The following is a 20,028-nucleotide window of genomic DNA, read 5'->3' on the forward strand; positions in this document are numbered from 1 at the left end:
AGGACGACGGACATGAGCAGGACTTTTCGACGGGCCGCCAACGTCGGGGCGGCTGCCTTTCTTTTGGCTTCATGCGGCGCCACGGGCTTTGATGCCGACCTGCGCGGCTGGATGCCCGGTGCCCTGAGCACGGCCGATGCCGCCGCCAGTGCCGCGCCGCGTCCGCAACCGGATGATCGCGGCGTCATCACCTTTCCGACCTATCAGGTGGCGGTGGCACGCAGCGGGGATACGATCGGGTCCGTCGCGGCTCGGCTGGGCGTCGATGCCGCGCGGCTGGCCCAGCACAATGCCTTGCCCGCGAATGCCCCCTTGGGCGCGGGACAGGTTCTGGTCCTGCCTCAGCGCCTCGGCGCAAGCGGGGCGGCAGCCGCCCCGGGTGGGCGGGCTGTCGTGTCCGATCCCTTTGCGCGACAGTCGGCGCGAAGCACACCATCGCCGGCCGCGACGACCCCGCAACCCGCGTCCGGTCCTGCCAATCCCACGCAGCATGTGGTCGTCGCAGGCGAGACCGCTTGGTCGGTCGCCCGCAAATACAATGTCAGCGTGCAGGATCTGGCGGCCTGGAACGGCCTGCCCTCGTCCATGACGCTGCGCGTCGGGCAGCGGTTGATCGTCCCCGTGGCCGGGCAGAAGGCGCCAGATCCGGCCATCGTCACAACCGCACCGGGCAGCGGCAGCCCGACCCCGCGTCCGCCGTCCGCCGAACGTCCGCTGCCTTCCGAAACCACCATACCCGCTGCCGATCCCGGCCCCGCCGCGCCGACGACCGATCTGGGTGCCACGCGGACCGCCGCTTCCGCCGGGGGCCGGTTCCAGATGCCGGTGTCGGGGTCGATCATCCGTGTCTATGAAAAGGGCAAGAACGACGGCATCGACATTTCCGCCACTGCAGGGACGGCGGTCAAGGCTGCCGGTCGCGGCACGGTGGCTGCTGTCACCCAGGACACGACCGGCACGCCCATCGTGGTGGTCCGCCACGATGGCAACCTGATGACCGTCTATACGGGCCTCGACGGTCTGGACGTGGCCAAGGGGGACACCGTTTCCGCCGGCCAGTCCCTTGGCAAGGCGGGCCGGGGAGGCTTCGTCCATTTCGAGGTCCGCCAGGGCTTCGACAGCGTCGATCCGGAAAAGTACCTCAACTGAAGACAAGGAACGACCGCCTGCCAGCCGCGTTGGCCCGTTATCGACAAGCCAATGGAGGAAAGGCATGGACCATTCCCAACATCCCCGGCTTCTGCCGGATGAACTGACCGATGCGGTGCTGACGGGCGCATCCGTCTATGGCCCCGGAGACCAGACGATCGGCAGCGTGTCGCATGTGCATGGCTCTGGCAGCAATGCGCAGGTGGTGATCGACGTTGGCGGGTTTCTGGGCATCGGATCCAAGCCCGTCCTGGTGCCGGTATCGGACCTGGACGTGATGCGCGACGGCGATGGCGTCGTCCATGCCGTGTCGCGTTGGAGCAAGGAAGATCTGAAAGCCCTGCCCGAACACCGGGACTAGGTTGAGCGGGGGCGGCGTTCCAGCCGCCCTCATGTGCAGACACACGTAAAACTACCATCGTGTTCAGCGTATACGCGGCTGCCTCTCTTCAGACGGCGGACGAAGTTGCCATTCGACACGCATAAAACTGCCATCGAAAGTTCAAGAAAAATGGCCGCCTGAGGCGGCCATTCCCGAATTTATTTGGATCCTTGGCCAATTATGAGGCCACGAGGCGAATGTTCTCGATGCTGATTCGCAACGAGTTGAACCCGAGTTCTCCCTGCGCGCGTCCGATCTGCCGAAGTTTACCCGAAAGGATCATCTGCAGCAGATCGCGCATCGGGATGCGCGCACGCTTCGAACACTGGTTCAGCGATACCCATTCCGCTGGCACATCCGACATCTCCGGCACCATGACATGGATCTGCTCCAAAGCTTGCTCTACTTCCAGGGCGTCGAAACCGCACTTGTCTCGGGTGTTCTCTCCCTGGCTGCGGGTCAGCGGCGTGAGGACGCCGAGGTCGATCAGGCAGCTGGCGATCGGTCGAGTTGCTCCCAGCAGCGCAGGCAGCTGCACGAACGGAACCGAACGGCTCAGCGAAGCCGCCGCTTGGCGACCTTCTTCTGCATCAACCAGCAGGATGGAGGCAGGCTTGTCCGCATTCTCCGCCCCGATCAATCCGCGCTCGACCAAGACTTTGCCGAGGGTCTGCGGATGCAGACCGGACTGCAGGGCAAGCGATTGCACCGAGTATTTCCTTCGGCGTTCGATGCGTTCACCCAGCAGGTCGCGCCCGACGCAGACATCCATGTTCTGCAGAATGTAGTCGCGCAACAACTGCTTGATGGGGCCATGATCCGGGCGATTTCCTGGCTCGAGCAGCCAGCGATAAAGATGGCCGAACACGGTGAAATAGTTCTGCCCTCCCTGCCCTCGCTCGAAGGCCGCGGCCTGGAGCTCTGCAAAGGCGGAGTGCAGGCCGGGTTCACCTGCTGCCACCCATCTCCACCCCATACGGCCCGCCAGGTCCCAGCCGTCTCGGTCGACAGACCCCAGGTTGATCGTGGTGCCAAAGGCCATGACGACACCGAGCATCTGTGTTGTCCTGACCGACTGTTCGAGGGTTTGTCCATCCAGCCACTGAGGGCCTGACTGGCCTTCGAGGCGGCCCAGCACGTAGGTCTGCAGGGGTGATGGCTCCCGGCGCGTCGCTTTTTCCGCCAAGGCAACAAGGGCGCCGCCCCGCTCCGGAATATGTTCAATCAGCTTGCGCTGCATCTTGTCCCGGTGATCCCGACCCCGATAGATCAGGGCGATGCCGTGCTCCGGGCAAGTCGTCACGACACGAAGGCTCCAAGCCCACCGGTCACGTCGGCAGATCCCCGGGTCGCCACCAAGAAGGTCGTCTTGATGCAGGCAGAGGGGGCAGAACCGCGTTTCCTCCCTCACCATCATGGAGGCCGGAAGAGGTTCGGCGCGAAGGGTGAAGTTCTGATTGCCCACGGATGCAGCAGTGTTGTGCCAGACTGGCGCAGCGTCCTGCCCTGCAGCCTCGCAGAGGCGATCGATGACGCTGCGGCGCCCGTGCAGAAAATCCGAAGAAGCGATGCCCTGATCAGACAGGAACGTCCTGAGGGTGGAACAGCCATGAAGCACCGACAGACGAGCGGCCCAGGATGCCGGAGTCTCATCAGTCTCGAACCGCAGGTGCGGAAACAACTGCAGCATGATCAGTGCCTCCGTCCGCGCTGCCGAACCATGGGCTCACTGTCATCACGGTCGGGGTCGATGCTGCTCCAATCATCGACCAGGAAGACATTTCGTCCCGGGGCGCAGCCTTCCAGCATGGCCCAAGCTTGGGCGAAATGGTCGTTGGTCAGACCATCGTCGCCGCTGCCGAGCGCCGCCTCGATGGCGTTCAGGGCAGTTTCGATGCTGCGCCCAAACCGATAGCGCGACGCATGGAACAGCCTCGCGACGAGATCAGCAGACAGGTGCGACCTCAGGTCCGCCTGTGCACAATAGGCCTCGATTAGATCGTGAAAGTCTTCCCCGTCGGTTGCGGCGCAGACCGGCCGCAACTGCATGGTGGAAAACCGCCGTTGGACCTGCGGATCGCTTCGGATGATCTCGTGCAGCTGCTCAGTGCCGGACAAGATCACGATCACCGCCTCATCGCCTTGCATCAGCGACTTGAGGGCCCGCAGGATCATGGCCCTGTCTTTGCAGAACAGGTCGTGGGCCTCGTCAATCCAGAGCACGCATACCCCGAGCATCTTCAGGCGCGACCTGATCTGATCCCAGATGCTCCATACCTCGCGCCTGTCCGAAAGGTTCGGATAGCCACTGTGCCGAAGGATCTCGCAGCCCATGCTCTTGAGCGTTGCCGGGCTGGGCACGCTTACCCCCAGCCAGGCTGGAGTCCCTTGAGACCCGACCTGCAAAGCCGGAAGGGTCGCAAGCTGATGGGCGACAGTTGTGGACTTCCCGCCGCCCGGGCCGTCCACCACGAGAATACCACGGGTTTCACCGGTGGCCGAATACCTGACCGCCTCAGCGGCCAGGTTTCCGGCGTCATCGCGACGCAGAAGGCGTTCGAGGTGGGATCGGAATTCGGCGTCCCGAGGCCCCGTGACATGGCGGGTGCGCAGCGACAGCATGATGCGCGCGTTCTTGGCGTGATCGATCATGCTCAGTCCTCCAGCTTGAACTTGCCGCTGCGCGCGGGCTTGGCCGTCGGCGCACTAGGTTTCTGCACCGGGATGCTTTCATCGGAAACGGCAGCGGTGTCGATGGACCGGCCGATGCCGCCATTACGGGGTGCGGAAGGCTTATTTGGGCCGACATCGAAGCCGATCATCAGCTTCTGCTCTTCGCGGCGCAGACGATCATCAGACCAGTCATCCACAATCAGACCGATGGCCGCTTGCGCGTCTTCGGAGCGGCCCCGAATGTCGCGCAACGCTGCACGGATGACCGCGTCGTCATGGCGTTTCCGGTCGGGGTTTGTAGCCCTGACCTCGCGCACGGCCGACATCCAGAGCTGCGCACTGAGACCGTGCAGGTCCTCCAGGACAGCAGGCACGGTGATCCAGTCGTGATCGATACGAACCTCGATGGCGCCGATGTCGCTGGGCAGCCAGCGGATCTCGAGTTCGCGATTGCGCCGGCTCATGAAGTGGGCCGCCAACCCGGGAGAGTGATACTGGGCACCGAGAACCCTGATGCCGCTCTTGTCCAAGGTCCGGCGGATTTTCTGGCCAAAGATGAGGCGGCTGGTGCGGGTGTCGGGTGGTGGCGTCACGCCGAACTGAGCCGTCAGGCGCTCCCAGCATTGCGCAGGCGTTTCGCCGCCAAGCCCCTCATGTTCGGTGTTGTGATAGATATCGACAACCCAGCGGACCAGCACGAAGGCCAGATCGTTCACTGTCAGACAAGCCCGATCCGACGGGTTGCTGTCGCCTTTCTCGGCGATGCCGGAGAAGGTGCGGCCAGCGAGTTCAGGAAGGAGATTGATGGACATCGTCCGGAACAGGCGCTCGACCCGGCCGCGCAGTTCCGGCACCCCGGCGACGGCCCGCGTAGCGGAGACACCCAGATCCGCACAGACTGTCTGAAACTCCTGAGACCGAAACGCCGGCCCGCAATCGGTGACGACCTCTTCCGGCAACCCATGCATATACCACTGGCCATGAGCCTTGACTGCGGTGGACAGTGCCCCCTTGTCAGACAGCACCATCTTGACCGCCTGGATGGCTGCGCTGGCCTTCGCAGAGGGTGTCATGACCAAGGCGAGAATACACCTGGTTGTTGCACACATCGCCCCAGTCACCGTCCACCGGAAAGACTCACGATCCAACCCAAGTGCCATACGCTCATCTGACGTGAACCAGTCAAGCAACCCGGCTTCGGCCAGCTTTACGATGATATCGATGTTCCATTCGTCCATCTCGACACGTTGCAAGGGCCGGCTCAGCGACAGCCCCTTGCCAACCGGCGCAAACTTCTTGCGGGCGGCGGCTGCCCCCATCCGGCGGAGTTCGACATGATACGGATCGAGCCCACGAATGGCTCGGCGCACGGTTTCGCGACTTGGAGTGACGAGAACAGGTAAGCCTTGGGCAGCAAGTTCGGCATTCTTCTTCTCGAAAGCGCCCTGAACACGCTCGACGATCACTTGGATTGTAGGCCTATCGGGGTGCATGTATCCTCGCGCTTCGGACATCATAAGCCCGATAGCGCTGGGACATAATGAGGAACTGCGGTTTCCACGAAATCGCGCGCGATCAACAAGCCCTGCCAAGCCGTCGGCCTCATAGGCCTTCAGCCATTTCCGCAGCGTTCTTGAGCTCGGGCGCTTTCTGAACTGGAACCCGGCAGATGCATGGGAGGCACTCGGTCCTTTCAGATGTTCTGCATGATCAAGAGCAATACCTCTGAGTTCACCCATGTTGGTTTCGATCGAAAGATCCGTTCGACAGATTTTTCTCTTCCGTTCCAATTCAAAAAATGACTTCACCCAGATCTCGCGAGCAAAGACGTCATCTTGCTGCTTGTCGGTCAGCAGAGAGATCAACGTGTCCGTCTCGTCTGAGCGACGCTGCGCTGACTTGGCTGTGAAGTAGTTGCGCTCGGTCTGGATCCGACCGGATGCGCCTAGCTGGCTCAGCTCGGCGTGGGTGAACTGAACAGCGATGCCACCCTCCTCCGGACGCCTCATGACCCAGCCGACCTCGTTGCTGCTGACGGGGCGCCAGGCCTGATTGTCGATCATGACACGGTCATAGAAGCCAAACGCATAGTGGTGACGCTTCGGGTCGAACTGGATGTTCATGCCGGTTCTCCTACATGGAAGACTTCGGTGTCGTGGGTCAGTCGTTCATGACGAACGGAACGAAGGCGGCCTTTCCGAACCAACCGGATCAAGGCTCGATACCCCCTTGCCCCGAGGCCAATGCGGGCCGTCAGTTCGCCGAGCGAAGCGACACCTGCGCTTCCAGCGAGAACATCGGCGGCTGCCGCGTCGGCTTCCGCGTCCGGCTTGCGCATGCCGTAAGTCAGCCGGGCATTTGACAGCTCAATCGGGTCCAGATCGACATCCGTCAGCAGCCGCACATCATCGACAAACCCGGACATCTTGGCCTGTTGGGCAACCTGGGCGATTTCAGCCATGAACTTCGGCGTAAGGCGCACCTCAGGCTTGACGGGATAGGCGATCCGTCGGCCATCGACCTGCTCCACCAGAAGGTCGAAATAGTGCGTCCGGGACTTGCGCGGTGCTGCCTGCCACTCGAAAGCGACCTGTTCGCGGAGGACCTTCGTCATGGGATGGACATCAAGGCAGTGGGCCCAGTTCTGCTCCAGCAGGCTTTCCGTGTAGAGCAACCGCCCGGGCCACTCGCCCACCATCAGGTGACCGGTGAAGTGACCCTTCGAGGCGGTGGCTGGACGGCGGTTGCCTAGGCTGGGCTCATGCAGGACGGCGAAGCCGTTTTCATCTTCAAGCATATCTGTCTCTCGACAATAGTTTCCCGTCCTCGCCCGGAAGTGGACGAGGAAAATGGCGTTGCCTTGCGCGGAGGGTGTCGAAGCTCGCCCCGCAACTGCGGGTTCGCTCGCCTCTGCACAGGGGGCTTCTGGTTTTCGAGAGGACAGTCCGAAGGCTTGCATTCCCGAGCGGGAAATGCTAAGCGGAAACCACATGACTGGCGGATTTCGGTCTGCCTCTAAAGACGCTCGATCTGTTGGCGCAGGTCGGGCGTCCTTGTTTTCAGGTCCTCATCATCGTGCCTCCCTGGGATGCTGTTCATTGGCAATGCATAGCACGTTTCAGGCCATCTTCACAGAAACTGTTCCAAATCAATCAGTTGAAGCGAAAATAAAGCACAGCGTCTATTTTTCAGGTGTCGTAACTCTGGCCCACACAATAGCGATGGTTCGCCAAGGCTGGCCAACCACAAATGCCTGTGCGGCCGCGTTTCGGCACCCGCCGTCAGACGAATGCGAAAGCAGCCGAGAAGATTATATTATCTGGGACTGAACTTCTTGCCGCACACGGATCGACAAAGCGATGCCGCCGGCAAAATGATGCTGACCGGCCATCTCTTTCGCGCTGATTCGGCGGCTCAGAGTTGGTTCACCACAAACACTGGCATCCGCTACAAGTGGGGCAGTGGTCAGATTGGTGGGCGAGGTCAGGTTCATGTATAGAGTATAGGAAGTTTGGTAAGCCGATGACAAGGCCGAAAATTCGCAGACAGATCCGGCTTTGATCGACGCTGCGGGCGAGTGGGTCTGTCACCTGCTTTCATGGAATACGGCTTAGGCTGCACGGGCGATCAGCGATGACCGTCACGTGCCAAAGCTTCCAACCCTGAAAACACGATCACAGACTTACTCCATGCCGGGATAAATTGGAGTAACTTACTCCACTGCCGGATAAGTTAGAGTAAGTGCACGGCGACCGGCTAATCTTTTGCGGCGCTCTTCGGAACGGTGCATTCGACGGTCGAGCAGAAGATCGTCAAACACCAGACGGCTATGCTCAGGACCCATCGATGTTGAGCCTCTGGCGTGATTCAGCCTCTGCAAGGAGACTGAACGATAAGCAACCTTTTCTGGCTTTCGGACGTGCAGATGGCGCGCCCGCAGCCTTTTTTCCCCAAGAGCCATGGCAAGCCTCGTGTTGATGATCGGCGCGTGCTCAGCGGCATAATCTTGTCTGACGAGCTTCCTTCCTCAGGCGCTGACTTGCTTCGACCTTGCGCGGGGATGGAGCTCAGTTCAATTGTCACCGTTGTAACAATCGATCACGCACTTACCTCTCGTCCGCAGAAGTTGGAGGTAACTTACCTCCTCTTGAGATAAGCTGGAGGTAACTTTGACGCTGGTTCTGTCCATCTGCTCAAAGAGCATTGAGCCGGCAAACGCGCCAACTGCTGAATGGTAAGAGGCCTATTGTGCTGACCATGCTCCGCTCTCGGTAAGCAAGAGTATCTTCTGATGCTCTTTTGTATGCCGGAAGGCAGCGGCCGATCATTTTGCCGTGGCGGGGATAAATATGTCTCCGTTGGTATGCATGCCGCTCTAGCCGCCCACCAATATCTTGGGTTACATGGATGCCAGCCACGCTTTGCGCAGCCAGAAACCTCCTGCATTAGAGACGCCGATGCTGCACGCGAACACCAGGCTTACCCATCCTCGTAGCGCCGCTGCCATGTTCCGCTTCGCGGCGGATCATCCGGAATATATCACGGGAACGGAGGCGGGTCCGTGGCGGATGCAGATCCCGCTGGGCAGCTTCGAGGCGCGGCGGGACGGTGAGACGCTTCTCGTTGAGGCAACAGGCGTCAACCCTATCGGCCTCAGCTACATGAAGCTGATCTTCGTGGATCATATCGGAGAGTATCTCGCAGAGGAGGTAGAGTTGCACTGGGAGGGCGACGGACAGTCCCATGGCGTTCCGCCGTTCTTCCGCGAGGTCCGCGTCACGGCATCGCGCCGCCTGACCCCCACCATGCAAAGGGTCACCTTCTCTGTTCCGGACCTGGAAGACCTGCCGCTGGATGAGCTTCACGTCCGTCTGCTCCTGCCTCCGGAGGATTGGCCAGCAAACCTGCCGCCTGTGTGGCCGATGCTGACGGCAAGTGGTGCGCTGAGCTTCCCCGCTGGATCCGATACCTTGCTGGTGCGCGTCTACACCATCCGCCATGTCGATCTGGCGCGGGGCGAGGTCGAGATCGACTTCGTGCTTCATCCGACTGCCGAGAGATCGGCCGGGGGTTGGGCTGCGACATGCCGTCCGGGCGATGTGGCGGGTCTGCTGGGACCGGGCGGCGGAGCCATCCCCCAGGCGCCACGGGTGCTTCTGCTGGGCGACGAAACGGCGCTGCCGGCCATCGCCCGCATGCTGGAGGCCGCATCGCCCGGGACCATCTGCGAGGCGATCATCGAGGTGAACGGCCCCGAGGACGAACAGGATCTGGCCGGACCGGTGGAGTGGCTGCATCGGCGTGGCGCTGCGCCTGGCACGAAGCGGCTGCTGGTCGAGGCGCTTGCCCGCCGGCAGCCCTCCGACGATCTTTACGTCTGGGCCGGATGCGAGTTCGATGCGTTCCGCGATATCCGCCGCCACGTCCGTTCGGTCTGGAAGATGCCGCGCGACCGGCACATGGTCGCAGCTTACTGGCGGCGCGGCGTGGCCGGCGAGATGGCGGAAGAACCGCACCACAGTTCGGCCGCCTGAACCCGGGCGGCCGCCTCTCCCTTACGCCGACATCGCTTGGGTATGGGTCTTCACCAGCCATTGCAGCATCAGGACTGCCAGAACGGGCAGGACGGCGGCAAGGCCGAAGAAGACGCCATAGCCCGCCTGCTGCGCAACGATCCCTGCGGCAAGGCCAAGACCCATGCTGAGGGCCCCATCGAGGCATTGGAACAGGGTGAAGTCGACACCGCCCTGGCCCGGATCCGACCACCGCATGAATTGGGCATAAAGCGCGGTAAACCCGATGGCCGACAGCGCCGATCCGGACAGGAGCCCGGCCGCGACCGGCAAGGCGGTCGGCAGGGCGATCCCGGCACCGCTCAGCGCCAGGCACAGCATGAGGATGGCCTGGGACACCAATGCGCCAATCATGGTTGTCCGCACCCCCCATCGCTGGACGGCTGCCCCGCCCAGCAGCGCCCCCACGAGGCCCAGGACCAGGCTGCCAAAGCCGTTGAGCAGGCCCACTGTCGCAAGGGGAATGCCCCTGTCGATCAGGAACGGTCCCAGCATTCCCAGGGACAGCTTCTGGGCGACGACGAAGATTGCCGTCAGCATCAGCCCCTGCCGGATGTCCCGTCGGGCCAGTGCCCGGCGCAGACTGGGACGCGCACCTCCGGCCGGAGAAGGCGCGGACTCCCGCGCCGTCAGGGCAAACCAGACAAGCAGAACAGCCACCAGACCTGCCATGCACCAGACCGCCCCTGTCCAGCCGATCCGGGCGACCATGACCAGCAGAAGCCCCGCACCGATCGCTGATCCGACATAGGCGCCACCAACCTGCGCGGCATTGCCCCAGCCGTGCTCGCTGCGGGCAAGGGCGCCGACCGCATGGCCGTCAACGACGACATCGGCGGTTGCCGTGGCGAAGGCCACCACCATCAGGCAGGCCAATGCCGGCAGCAGCGGCACCAAGCCGACGGCGCCGGTGGCCAGCAGACCCAGAACGGCGATCAGACCGAAGAGCAAGACCAGCAAGGCGCTGCGTGGTGGCCGGCCCGGCGGCAGCCGCCACCGTTCGATCGCTGGCGACCACAGCACCTTCAGCGCCCATGGCGCGATCAGCAGCGACAGAAGGCCGATCCGGTCCAGGGGCAGGCCCCGGTCGCGCAGCACGGCGGGCAGTCCGCCCCAGGTCAGACCGCCGATCACGCTCTGCGCGACATAGGCGGCCCAAAGGCCGGACAGGATCGCGGCCTGTCCAGACTTCCCTGCACCATGTGCCATCAGAAGCGGCGGCTCAGGCTCGCCGTCCAGGTGCGGCCTTCGTCACGATAGCAGTATCCGGCCGTGCAGGTCTGCTTTTGCTGATCGAACACGTTCTTGACGTTCAGCTGCATCTCGACCCCCGGCAGTTGCGCGGGCTGATAGCTGACGCCCAGGTCAACGAAGACGCGATCGTCGTTGGTGATGGCATTGGCATCATCGCCATAGCTTTCCCCGACATAGCGCAGCCCTGCCGCCAGCCCCAGACCCCTTGCCGGTCCCGACTGAACGTCATACTTGCCCCAGAGCGACAGCGTGTCGTTCGGCACCCCAGACAATTCCTTACCAACAGTGCCGGGCAGCCCTCGCTCGGTCTTGACGCGCTGATGCGCATAACTGGCGATCACACCCCATCCATTGTCCCAGTTGGCCTGCGCCTCCAGCTCAAAGCCGCGGCTGTTCAGATCAAGCTGGCGCTGACGGTTCTCGCCGGTCGACACATCAAGCACCGTGCCATCACGTTGATCGATGTCGAAGACGGCGGCCGACAGCAGCAGGTTTGTGCCTTCGGGCGCGTATTTGAGGCCGATCTCGCGCTGCGTGGATTGCGTCGGGCGAGCGGCCCTCTGCGTGCTGTCATCGGCCGGATCGTCATAAACAAAGCCGATATTGGGCGCGAACGAGGTCGAAACGCTGCCATACACCATAATGCCGTTGGTCCAGTCATAGCTCAGCGCCAGGCGGCCGGATCGGCCGGTGTCGTCCTGCGTGCTTTTTGAACCGTCGGGAGCCGTCGTGGTCGTCTCGACACTGTCCCAGCGGGCGCTGGCAAAGGCCTGCCAGTTGCCCCACTGCATCTGATCATGCAGGTAGACGCCCTTCTGGCGCTGCTCCTGCGCACCATTGGAAGACAAGGCGGCTGCAGCCGTCTCGGATGCCGAGATAAAACCATCATGGCGATACGATTTGTAATCGGCGCGGGTCATGTCGATGCCGGCCAGGATCTCGTGCGACACCGGACCGGTGTTCACGCTCCAGCGCAAACCGTTGTCGAGCACCAGCGTGTCGATGTTTTCCTTGTAGTGCCCCCAATAGCGGGCCAGATCGGCCCCGACGGGATAGTGCCCGCTGTATTCGAGGTCGATGTCAACGCTTGCCGCCCGGAAGCTCTGGCGCAGCGTTACGCTGTCGTTCAGGTCATGCTCGACCTCATAGCCGAGGCGCCACTGGTCCTGCTCGAAGTCGTTGTAGTCGGGATCGCCCTCGTAAAGATCTGTAAGCTTCCCGTAACCTGGCGTCCCAAACGGGGGACTGTAGAATGCGGCAGTTCCGCCCGTCAGCGAATTCGACACCTCTGCCAGCAGCGTTGCACGGGTCACGCCATTGTCCCAAGACAGGGCTGGGGCGAAGTAGGTCTTGTCATCCGCATAACCCGGAAAATCGCTGTTCGCCTTGCGGGCCAGACCCGTCAGGCGATAGCTGAACTCGCTGCCTTCGGAGACAGGACCGGAGATATCGCCCGCAATCTGGGCGCGGTCGTTGGCCCCGGTGGTCAGTTCGATCTCGCGGTAGCGCTCGTTCTTCGGGCGCTTGGTGATCAGGTTGACGATGCCGCCCGGTCCGCTGACGCCGTAAAGGGACGAGTTCGGCCCCTTCAGCACCGCGACTCCTTCCAGACCGTAAGGCTCGGATTTGAACCATGCCGTCGGCGCGTTGTATTGGCGCAGCCCATCACGGAAATAGCCGTTGTAGTAAGCCGGGAGGCCGCGGAGGAAGAAGGCGTCGAACCGGGTGTCAAAGCCGTAGTTGTTCGGGTTCGCCGCCGCCGTATAGCCCAGAGCTTCGTTCAGCGTGCGCGGCGCCTGATCCTCGATCTGGTCCTGCGTGATGATGGTGACAGCCTGCGGGATCTTGCCGACCGGCGTGTCCAGCTTGGTCGCCGTGCGACTGATGCCAGGGACATAGCCGTCCTGAACCAGCGTGGTGTCGCTTTCCGCCTCCAGCGTGATCTCGGACAAGACATAGGGGGCGTCTTGAGCCATAGCGGGAAGTGCCGCGACACCGGCAAGCAGGCAGGCGATCAACGGTCGATGCATGATGGCTCCTTAGGCAGTATGGCAGAAAATGCCCCACGGTGGGGGCACAAGAATGGTGACGCGCCTGCACATGATGAACGGGCAACCGGTCAAGCTACGGCTCCCGCTAAATAAACTTATTAAAACTGTCAAGTATGTAGATTCTAGAACTCGCTATAACGGCATGCTGGGACGTTACCTCCCTCATTTCAGACAGTATGTAGGGTGATTTCTTGGGGAAACGCCAAAAGCGATCGAGGATTGCTATATATCTTCAGCTCGGGCCACCTCCCTCAGCCGCGGACTTGAGTCCCGAAAGCCCGTCGCCGATAAGCGCCTCCATAGCCGTAACAGCAGCTTCATCACTGAAACGTTCTTCCGGTTCATTGGTGGTATCGGCGCGGAAGAAGCTGGCTGTCCAGGTTACCTCGGAGCCGTCAGCGGCGGGAGCAACAATGATGTTGTTGGTGTAATAGCTGGCTGGAAATACCTCGATGTCAGCCTCGCTCAATCGCCAGCGGATCTCCATCTTCTCGTCGTCGATGCGGTCGATGCCGTCGATTACTATGCCGCCTGAGGCAAATTCCACGCTGCGCTTGGAACCCTTGCCCTCGCCTTCCATCGTCACCGAGGCGACGGCCGGATGCCACTCTGCAATGCTGGCTGGATCGCGCAGGATTTGCCAGACGGCATCCGGATCGGCGGCGACGGTGATCTTCTGTTCAGCCTGCTGAGGCGTCGGACCATGCGCCCAGGCGGGAATGGCAAGGGCGGTCGCCAAGCCGGCGGCTGCGAGAGTCTTTCCAAATATCATGTGGTTTCCTTCCGGACCAAGGTGATGCGCCTGCTGCCGGTGGCCCAAAGTGTCAGCAACAGGACCAACGCTGCCGTCGCCAGGATAGGCGACAGGCTGCGGGTGACGGTAACGGTCTTGCCGGTCGCATGACTGGCAAGGACACGGTCGAGGGCTGCTGGTCCCTCTGAAAGGCGCAGGAAGCCCAAGCCACGGTCTGCAGCCAGGCTGGACAGGTAGTCCGCACGCAAGGCTGACAGATGCTCGCTCCCTTCCAGGTCGGCTTCCCCGTAAGGATTGTTGCGCGGGTGCCAGCCGGGGCGTTCGGAGGCATCGGGCGGGGGCTCACCGAAACGGGCTGGGGCGTGCTGCACGTCGCCTGCCTCATAGAACCCGGTTTCGAGGCCCAGATCGTCGAATTTCGGGATCGGGGCGGGTTGATCTCCGCCAACACCCAAGATCACTCCGCCTGGGCTATTTCCTGCAAACCTGGCGGGATCGGAGTATGGCAAGGGCGGGGCCTCTTGCCCGTCCGTGATGAAGATCAGGGGCACGCCAAAGCCCTCGGCACGGCGCAGTGCATGGTCCAGACCCTTCTGGATCATGCTGTCGCCTTCCCAGGCCATGCGCCAGTCGAGACTTTCAAGCGCCCCTTTGACTGAGGCGAAGTCCGCGCAGATCTCCACCGGTTCGAACAGGGTCAGGCTGCGGCGTTCGGTAAAGAAGGCCAGCCCGATGCGGCTGCCGCAGGGTCGCGTAGCGATCCAGTCCGTGAGCGCGCGACGGGCGAAATCAAGGCGGGACATGCCGGCCATGTCACGGGTGTTCATCGACCGGGTGATGTCCACGACCAGCAGCGCATCAGTCAGGGTTTGGGGACGCTGAAGGCCGGGGCCGGTCATGGCCACGGCTGCCAAGGCTGCTGCCGCGGCAGGAAGAATGATCCGCCTTTTCATGGTGCGCCCCTGGGAAGTCCTGGCAGATCGGTCCATAGCCGTCGCGGCTGCGCATCGGGGTCAGTTTCGCCGTCAGCCTCAGGTCGCGGCAGATCCCGGACAAGCCGCATGGCCAGATCCAGGTTCACCTTGCCGTCCCGGAAGTCGGGAACCGCGCGCAGGGCGTCGCGATAAGCCGCCTTGGCAAGAGAAACTTCGGTTTCGGCGTCTTCGAAACTTCCTTCCTCGATGTGGTCAAAAGCGGCACGCATCCGGGCGTTTCCCATCGCATAGCTTGCCTCTGCCAACAGATCGGGCCGCATGCTCGCCAGCAAAGGCAGAAGATCCTGGGCCTCCGGCAGGCGGTCGCGCCAAGCAAGAAACAGGATGCGTGCATGGATCGCGCGTGGATCCGCGTCTGGCCTTGGCTGTGCCTCGCGCCCGGCGGCCAGGTCCCGGATTGCGGTGGTGTCGCGGTGGTCGTGCCAGACAGCACGGCCGAACCAGATCGATGCCGCCAAGGAAATGGCAAGGCACAGCAGCAGCGCGACAAGAGCAAATCGTTTCATGGTTGGCGCACCAGGGGCGCGGGACGCGCCGGGGCGAAGGGACGTTCAAGCCAACGGGCGGCCGTCAGGGCAAGGGTGGCCAGCGTGGCGATCAGGAAGCACAGCCAGCCCAGTTCCCGTCGCGGAAGGCTGCGTTCGGTCAGGATCGGCTTGGTTTCCATCTTGCCGATCTCGGCGACTGCCTCGACAACGGCTTCCGGGCTTTCAGCCTCGAAGGCGCGATAGGTGATGCCCAGCCGCTGCAGCAGCAGATGCAGGTGGCGTTCCGGACGGGTCTGTGGGGTATCGGCTTCGCCCGGCTTGCCGGGATCGAAGATGCTTCTTGCGCCGGCGGTCCTAAGATACAGCCAGTAAAGGTTGACCTGCTGTTCCAGAGCAAGTTCGCGCACCAGATCCTGAACTTCGGGCGGGACGACCGCCGCACCGTCCGAGACAAGCACGACCGCGCGCGAGCCCAGGCCCGAAGCATCGCGCGTCATCTGCATCGCCAAGGCCAGCCCGCGCCCTACATCGGTCTGCGACAATCCCCGTTCGCCTTGTGCCGCAATGGCGGCAGCAATGGCAGTGCGACTGGTCGTCATCGGCAGCACCTGTAGTGGTGCGGTCGAGAAGGCAGCGATGCCGATGCGGTCATCAGGCCTTTCGGCGATGAAGTTCTGAAGGATGCGGCGGGCGGCCGCGGATTTGCTTTCCTCGGCCCCGTCGGGGGCACGGCCCGCGAAGGTATCATCCATGCTGGACGAGCGGTCGATCAGCAGCACCAGATTTGTGCCGTTGCCGCGATAGGGCGCGGTGCCGCCGCGAAGGAATGGTCCGGCCAATCCCAGGATCAGGGCCGCAAGCGCAATCACTCCCGCAGCCGTCATGCCGTGATCGACGGTGCGCGAAGCCCCCTCGGCCGGCCGCAAGTCCAACCTTGGCACGGCCGATGCCCGGAGCCATCGCGTCAGAAGCGGCAAACCGGCCAAGGGCAGAAGCCATAACGCAAGAGGCGCGGTGAAGCCGATCATGACCGTCCCCGCTCGATACGGGACAGGGCGCGTGCCAAGCTGACCACCTCTGCCGGATCAGGCGCTTTGCCCTTGCCGAAGAAGGTCGTGTCCGAGGCCGCAAAGAAGGCTTTCAGGCGGTTCGCCAAGGGGTGAAATTGCGGGTTTGATGCCAGAAAAAGCGGCAGGTCCGCGCGGATCAGGACGCGACCGAATGCTGCGTCCAGGGCACGATGCAGCAGCCGGCGATCGGGATTTCGGGCCATGGCGCGGGCCGCACGCGTGAATGGCCGGGCCGCGCGGGCGCGGAATGGTCCCAGCGCCTGGTGCCAAGCAAGAGCCAGCACCGACAGAGTCAGCGCTGCGAGCGACAGGCCCAACCCGATGCGCGCAGGTGTCGTGTCGATCAACCTGAAGCGGGGATCCGGCTGAAGCTGATCGCGTGTCGAGGGCGCCATGATCGGGCGGATCGGCGAGGTGACAAAGGCGAAGCCGGGCAGTTGGATGGCGGTTCTGTCTGTCAGGCGGATGGATTGCGGCGGAACATCGCGCTGGCTCGGCTCGAGTGCGGAGTAGAAATTCTGCCAGTGCAGGGTCAGGCGCAGCTCCGTGTCAGTCTCCTTGGCTTCGACGCTGCGCAGGTCCAGCCAGTAATCGACGGCGCGCGGCTTGGGCAGGCTGGCGGGATCGATGGTGACGCCGGGTGGCAGGCCGATACTGATGCGCTGCACCAATTCGTCGCCCAACCACCAGCCATAGGCATGGGGGTTTTCCGCCGTGACGACCGGCTGCGCCGAGGCAGGAAAGGGCAGCAGCGCCAGCAGCAGCCATTTCATAAGGACACCTCGTCCAATGCGGCTATGACCTGGTCGATGTCGATGCTGTCGCGGATCTCGATGGGTTGCAGGCCGTGGCTTGCAAAGATGGCGCGCAGGGCCGTCCTGTGGCGCCGCCCTGCCTCGGCCTGGCGGGCCGCCCATCTGCGCGTGGTCAGCAGTGTTCGGCGTCGGCCGGATTCCGGATCACGGACTTCGGCCAGACCGAAGGCGGACGGAGGTTCCTCCAGCCCGCTGTCGCGCAGCCAGAACGGCAGCACAGGCCGGGGATCAAGCGACGCCAGAAGCGCGTCAAGTTCCGTTTCGGAAAGGTTGAAGTCCGACACAAGCGCAACAAGGACCCGCCGCAGTGGCAGCGCCGAGGCAGCATCCACCAGACCGCCGATGCCGGAACCCGCAGGGGTCAGCTGGGCGATCATCTGGCGAACCTCTTCGCCCAGTCCCGCATGACGCGCTGACGGCGATGCTGCCAGCACCGTGGCGCCTCCGACGGCCTGCACCGCAGCCAGATCGCCGCCGCGCCGGGCCGCTTGTGCAAGCCCACCGGCCAGCAGCGCCGCCAGACCCTGTGGGTCGGATGACGCCCCGGCCGCAAGCGAGGCCGACCCGTCCACAAGGATATGGAGGGTGATGTCGGTGGGTCGTTCGAAGCGGCGGACAAAGAAACCGCCAAGAGGATCGGTCAGCGACCGTCGCATGTCCAGCCGTCTCGCGTCCGGATGGGCCAGAAGAGGCGCGATGTCTGCAAAAGCCTCTCCTGCACCCCGCGTCCTGCCGCGATGCACACCCTGGCGCAGACCCGCCTGTGCCTTCGACATGCGCCAGGCAAGGGCATCGAAAAGGTGCAGTTCCGCCGTCATTCCGCCGGCACCGGGATCGTGTCGAAGGCAGCGCGCATCAGCGCAGGCACCAGAACCTCGCGCCGCGCCTCATAGGCGGAACCAAGGAAGGTGCGATGAACCATGACCGGCCCAAAGACCTCGCGCACGTCCTGGGGCAGCACCGCATCGCGCCCCTCGGCCCAGGCGGCAGCCCGCGCCAGGCGCACCAGGGCCTGCATCCCGCGTGGACTAACGCCGCCCCGCACCAGCCGGACCATATCCGCGCCCTCGATTGCCAAGCCCGCCCTGATAGGATCGCGCAGCGCTTCGCACAGGTCGAAGACATAGCGTTGCAGCACCGGGCTGGCATGGACACTGTCTTGGATCTGCACGGCCAGAGCGTTCAGGCCGTGATAAGGCAGCAGTCCCGGCGTAATGGTGTCGATCAGCGCGTCCGTGTCATGAAAGCGCGTGTCGAAGGCCAGGGCGATCCTGTCGTCACGCTCGGCGGGAACCGTCACCGCGATCTCCATGGCAAAGCGATCGCGGGCGGCTGCTGGCAATTCGAAGGTCTCGTCCCGCTCGATCTGATTGCGGTCGGCGAAGACCTGCAGATGCGGGAACCGGTATTCGCGGCGGAAGGCGGTCAGGCTGCGCTCGGCCATCATGCGCAGCAGCATGGCATGGACCTGCGGGCGCGCCCGGTTGATCTCGTTGAAGAAGAAGATCGACAGATCCTCGCCCTTCGACAACGCCGGGCCGGGCTCGATGCGGGGCTTTCCATCGGCGTCCAGATGCGCGTCATAGATCAGGTCGGTGGGCAGCAGGTCCACCGTCCCCTCGACCCGCGCATAGGGGCCGCCGATGGCGCGGGCGACAGCGCGCAAAAGCGTGGTCTTGCCTGTGCCGACATCGCCTGCCAACAGGACATGGCCGCGCGCCAAAACAGACAACAGGATCAGGCGAATGGCGCGGGACTGGCCCAGGATGGCGCCGTTCAGTTGCGCTTCGGCATCGCGCAGGCGGGACAGCCAGTCAGCCGAGGCTTTGGGGTCTTGCAGCATGAATCACCGTGGATAGGCGGATGTGCCGCGCCGGGACGTGACATTTGGGAAAAGCGTCCGGGCGCGGCACGCCCCGGTCACTGGGCGGGCGGCGTGCCACCCTCCTCATAGCCGGGGATCTTCGTGACGTCGTATTCGAAGCTGCCGGTCTGGGCCATGTGCCAGACCCGCCAGGCGTTGCGGTTGTCCATCACCGCAAGGGATTCACCCTGCTTGGACAGTTCCGCCGGGTCGTGCTGCGGGTCATATTCGGACCCTTCCACCCGTTCGGGATAATCAGGCTTGGGTTCCCAGCAGTTGCCGGGTGCCCGGCAGTTTGTGCCGTCATAGGCCAGGGCCGGGGCGGCCAGGGACATCGCGGCAACGATGCCAAGTGCGATCAGTTTCATCCGTTCTCCTCCTCTCTGGAAAGGACCGGGGCGCTTTGTTGCCCCGGCCGGTATTGGCTTCACGACTGCTCGTCCTCCTCACCGCTCTTCGACTTGAACGGGGTGAAGCTTTCGCGCTGCTCAGGCGTCAGCCAGGACGCCGTTTCAGCCTCGCCCGTGTAAAGGTGGCGGACCCAGGCCATGGCCAGCAGCATCTCGTCCAGGGTCAGGCTTCCCCACATCGGACCCATTTGCCCCGAGGCACCGCCATAAAGGGTCGAGAACAGCCCCACATCCGTTTCATTCTGGGGATAGGTCCAATAGGAATCGTTGATCCCTGGCCCGATCTTGCCTTCGCCGTAATGGCCATGACAGCCCGAGCACATGGTGTTGTAGGTTTCCTCGGCCTGCGCCATCACCTCGGGGTTCTCGTTATAGATGTTGACCCCTGTGGCCATGAACTCCTTGACCGCCTCGGTATCCCGGCCTTCCTCCATTGCGTCGTCAAAATTCAGCGGTGAGCCGTCCACCGTGTTGTAGAACTGGGGCTGGGCCAGGGCGGCCGCCGCCCCCAACCCAAACACGATGACCGCCAGCGAAAGATGCCTCATGT

At 63.2% G+C, this 20,028-nt stretch carries 19 protein-coding genes and 1 pseudogene; 4 read left to right on the forward strand and 16 right to left on the reverse strand.

The features are described from left to right. The first annotated feature begins 12 nt into the window (after nt 1–12). Both CK944_RS00980 and CK944_RS00985 read left to right on the forward strand, forming a co-directional pair. The gene (locus CK944_RS00980; protein ID WP_103171140.1) at nt 13–1,149 is read left to right on the forward strand and encodes a LysM peptidoglycan-binding domain-containing protein; all 1,137 of its coding nucleotides are present in this window, start codon (nt 13–15) and stop codon (nt 1,147–1,149) included. Between the two features lie 64 nt (nt 1,150–1,213). Beyond that, on the forward strand, nt 1,214–1,510 hold the full coding sequence (locus CK944_RS00985) for a PRC-barrel domain-containing protein (protein ID WP_103171141.1): 297 nt from the start codon (nt 1,214–1,216) through the stop codon (nt 1,508–1,510). A gap of 199 nt (nt 1,511–1,709) precedes the next feature. Here CK944_RS00985 and CK944_RS00990 read toward each other — a convergent pair whose 3' ends face one another. From CK944_RS00990 to CK944_RS23105, 5 genes are all read right to left on the reverse strand, one after another. Next, nucleotides 1,710–3,221, reverse strand: a complete 1,512-nt coding sequence (locus CK944_RS00990; protein ID WP_103171142.1) for a TniQ family protein — start codon at nt 3,219–3,221, stop codon at nt 1,710–1,712. Nucleotides 3,222–3,223: 2 nt separating this feature from the next. Then, a complete protein-coding gene (locus CK944_RS00995) occupies nt 3,224–4,183 on the reverse strand; it encodes a TniB family NTP-binding protein (protein WP_103171143.1) in 960 nt (319 codons plus the stop codon). Nucleotides 4,184–4,185: 2 nt separating this feature from the next. Next, entirely contained in the window at nt 4,186–6,327 is a 2,142-nt protein-coding gene (locus CK944_RS01000; RefSeq protein WP_103171144.1) for a Mu transposase C-terminal domain-containing protein, read from the reverse strand. Further along, nucleotides 6,324–7,001 (reverse strand): hypothetical protein, encoded by a 678-nt coding sequence (locus tag CK944_RS01005; RefSeq protein ID WP_103171145.1) that lies wholly within the window; start codon nt 6,999–7,001, stop codon nt 6,324–6,326. Before CK944_RS01005 ends, CK944_RS01000 begins: the two co-directional genes overlap by 4 nt. Nucleotides 7,002–7,514: 513 nt before the next feature. Further along, nucleotides 7,515–7,697 (reverse strand): hypothetical protein, encoded by a 183-nt coding sequence (locus tag CK944_RS23105; RefSeq protein WP_158247931.1) that lies wholly within the window; start codon nt 7,695–7,697, stop codon nt 7,515–7,517. A gap of 399 nt (nt 7,698–8,096) precedes the next feature. On the opposite strand from CK944_RS23105, the pseudogene CK944_RS01010 reads away from it, so the two are divergent. Beyond that, a pseudogene (locus tag CK944_RS01010) lies at nt 8,097–8,210 on the forward strand (IS5/IS1182 family transposase); the annotation flags it as partial. A 499-nt stretch (nt 8,211–8,709) separates the two neighbouring features. Next, a complete protein-coding gene (locus tag CK944_RS01015; RefSeq protein WP_158247932.1) occupies nt 8,710–9,738 on the forward strand; it encodes a siderophore-interacting protein in 1,029 nt (342 codons plus the stop codon). Between the two features lie 21 nt (nt 9,739–9,759). Here the strand turns inward: CK944_RS01015 and CK944_RS01020 are convergent, their stop codons facing one another. The 11 genes from CK944_RS01020 to moxG all read right to left on the reverse strand — a co-directional run bounded on the left by CK944_RS01020 (nt 9,760) and on the right by moxG (nt 20,026). After that, entirely contained in the window at nt 9,760–10,986 is a 1,227-nt protein-coding gene (locus CK944_RS01020; RefSeq protein WP_103171147.1) for an MFS transporter, read from the reverse strand. Next, on the reverse strand, nt 10,986–13,061 hold the full coding sequence (locus CK944_RS01025) for a TonB-dependent siderophore receptor (protein ID WP_103171148.1): 2,076 nt from the start codon (nt 13,059–13,061) through the stop codon (nt 10,986–10,988). The genes CK944_RS01020 and CK944_RS01025 overlap by 1 nt, the downstream gene beginning before the upstream one ends. 253 nt (nt 13,062–13,314) lie before the next feature. After that, nucleotides 13,315–13,821 (reverse strand): SRPBCC family protein, encoded by a 507-nt coding sequence (locus tag CK944_RS01030; RefSeq protein WP_229665110.1) that lies wholly within the window; start codon nt 13,819–13,821, stop codon nt 13,315–13,317. Nucleotides 13,822–13,850: 29 nt separating this feature from the next. Next, complete coding sequence (locus tag CK944_RS01035) at nt 13,851–14,789, reverse strand: VWA domain-containing protein (protein ID WP_229665109.1); 939 nt, start codon at nt 14,787–14,789, stop codon at nt 13,851–13,853. Next, nucleotides 14,786–15,337: a hypothetical protein gene (locus CK944_RS01040; RefSeq protein WP_103171151.1), complete on the reverse strand. Its 552-nt coding sequence runs from the start codon at nt 15,335–15,337 to the stop codon at nt 14,786–14,788. Before CK944_RS01040 ends, CK944_RS01035 begins: the two co-directional genes overlap by 4 nt. Then, on the reverse strand, nt 15,334–16,245 hold the full coding sequence (locus CK944_RS01045) for a vWA domain-containing protein (RefSeq protein WP_239985935.1): 912 nt from the start codon (nt 16,243–16,245) through the stop codon (nt 15,334–15,336). The genes CK944_RS01040 and CK944_RS01045 overlap by 4 nt, the downstream gene beginning before the upstream one ends. 98 nt (nt 16,246–16,343) lie before the next feature. Beyond that, nucleotides 16,344–17,162: a nonribosomal peptide synthetase MxaA gene (locus CK944_RS01050; RefSeq protein ID WP_103171153.1), complete on the reverse strand. Its 819-nt coding sequence runs from the start codon at nt 17,160–17,162 to the stop codon at nt 16,344–16,346. Further along, nucleotides 17,159–17,980 (reverse strand): hypothetical protein, encoded by an 822-nt coding sequence (locus CK944_RS01055; protein WP_239985936.1) that lies wholly within the window; start codon nt 17,978–17,980, stop codon nt 17,159–17,161. The genes CK944_RS01050 and CK944_RS01055 overlap by 4 nt, the downstream gene beginning before the upstream one ends. Before the next feature lie 38 nt (nt 17,981–18,018). Then, nucleotides 18,019–19,047, reverse strand: a complete 1,029-nt coding sequence (locus CK944_RS01060) for a MoxR family ATPase (RefSeq protein WP_103171155.1) — start codon at nt 19,045–19,047, stop codon at nt 18,019–18,021. Nucleotides 19,048–19,124: 77 nt separating this feature from the next. Beyond that, nucleotides 19,125–19,436 carry a methanol dehydrogenase [cytochrome c] subunit gene (locus tag CK944_RS01065; protein WP_103171156.1) on the reverse strand — a complete coding sequence of 104 codons (312 nt, stop codon included), beginning with the start codon at nt 19,434–19,436 and terminating at the stop codon, nt 19,125–19,127. 59 nt (nt 19,437–19,495) lie between these two features. Beyond that, nucleotides 19,496–20,026, reverse strand: coding sequence for a cytochrome c(L), periplasmic (gene moxG, locus CK944_RS01070; protein ID WP_103171157.1), 531 nt, complete (start codon nt 20,024–20,026; stop codon nt 19,496–19,498). Nucleotides 20,027–20,028 lie beyond the last annotated feature (2 nt).

The sequence above is a fragment of the Paracoccus sp. SY genome, assembly GCF_002901215.1.
Lineage (GTDB): Bacteria > Pseudomonadota > Alphaproteobacteria > Rhodobacterales > Rhodobacteraceae > Paracoccus > Paracoccus acridae.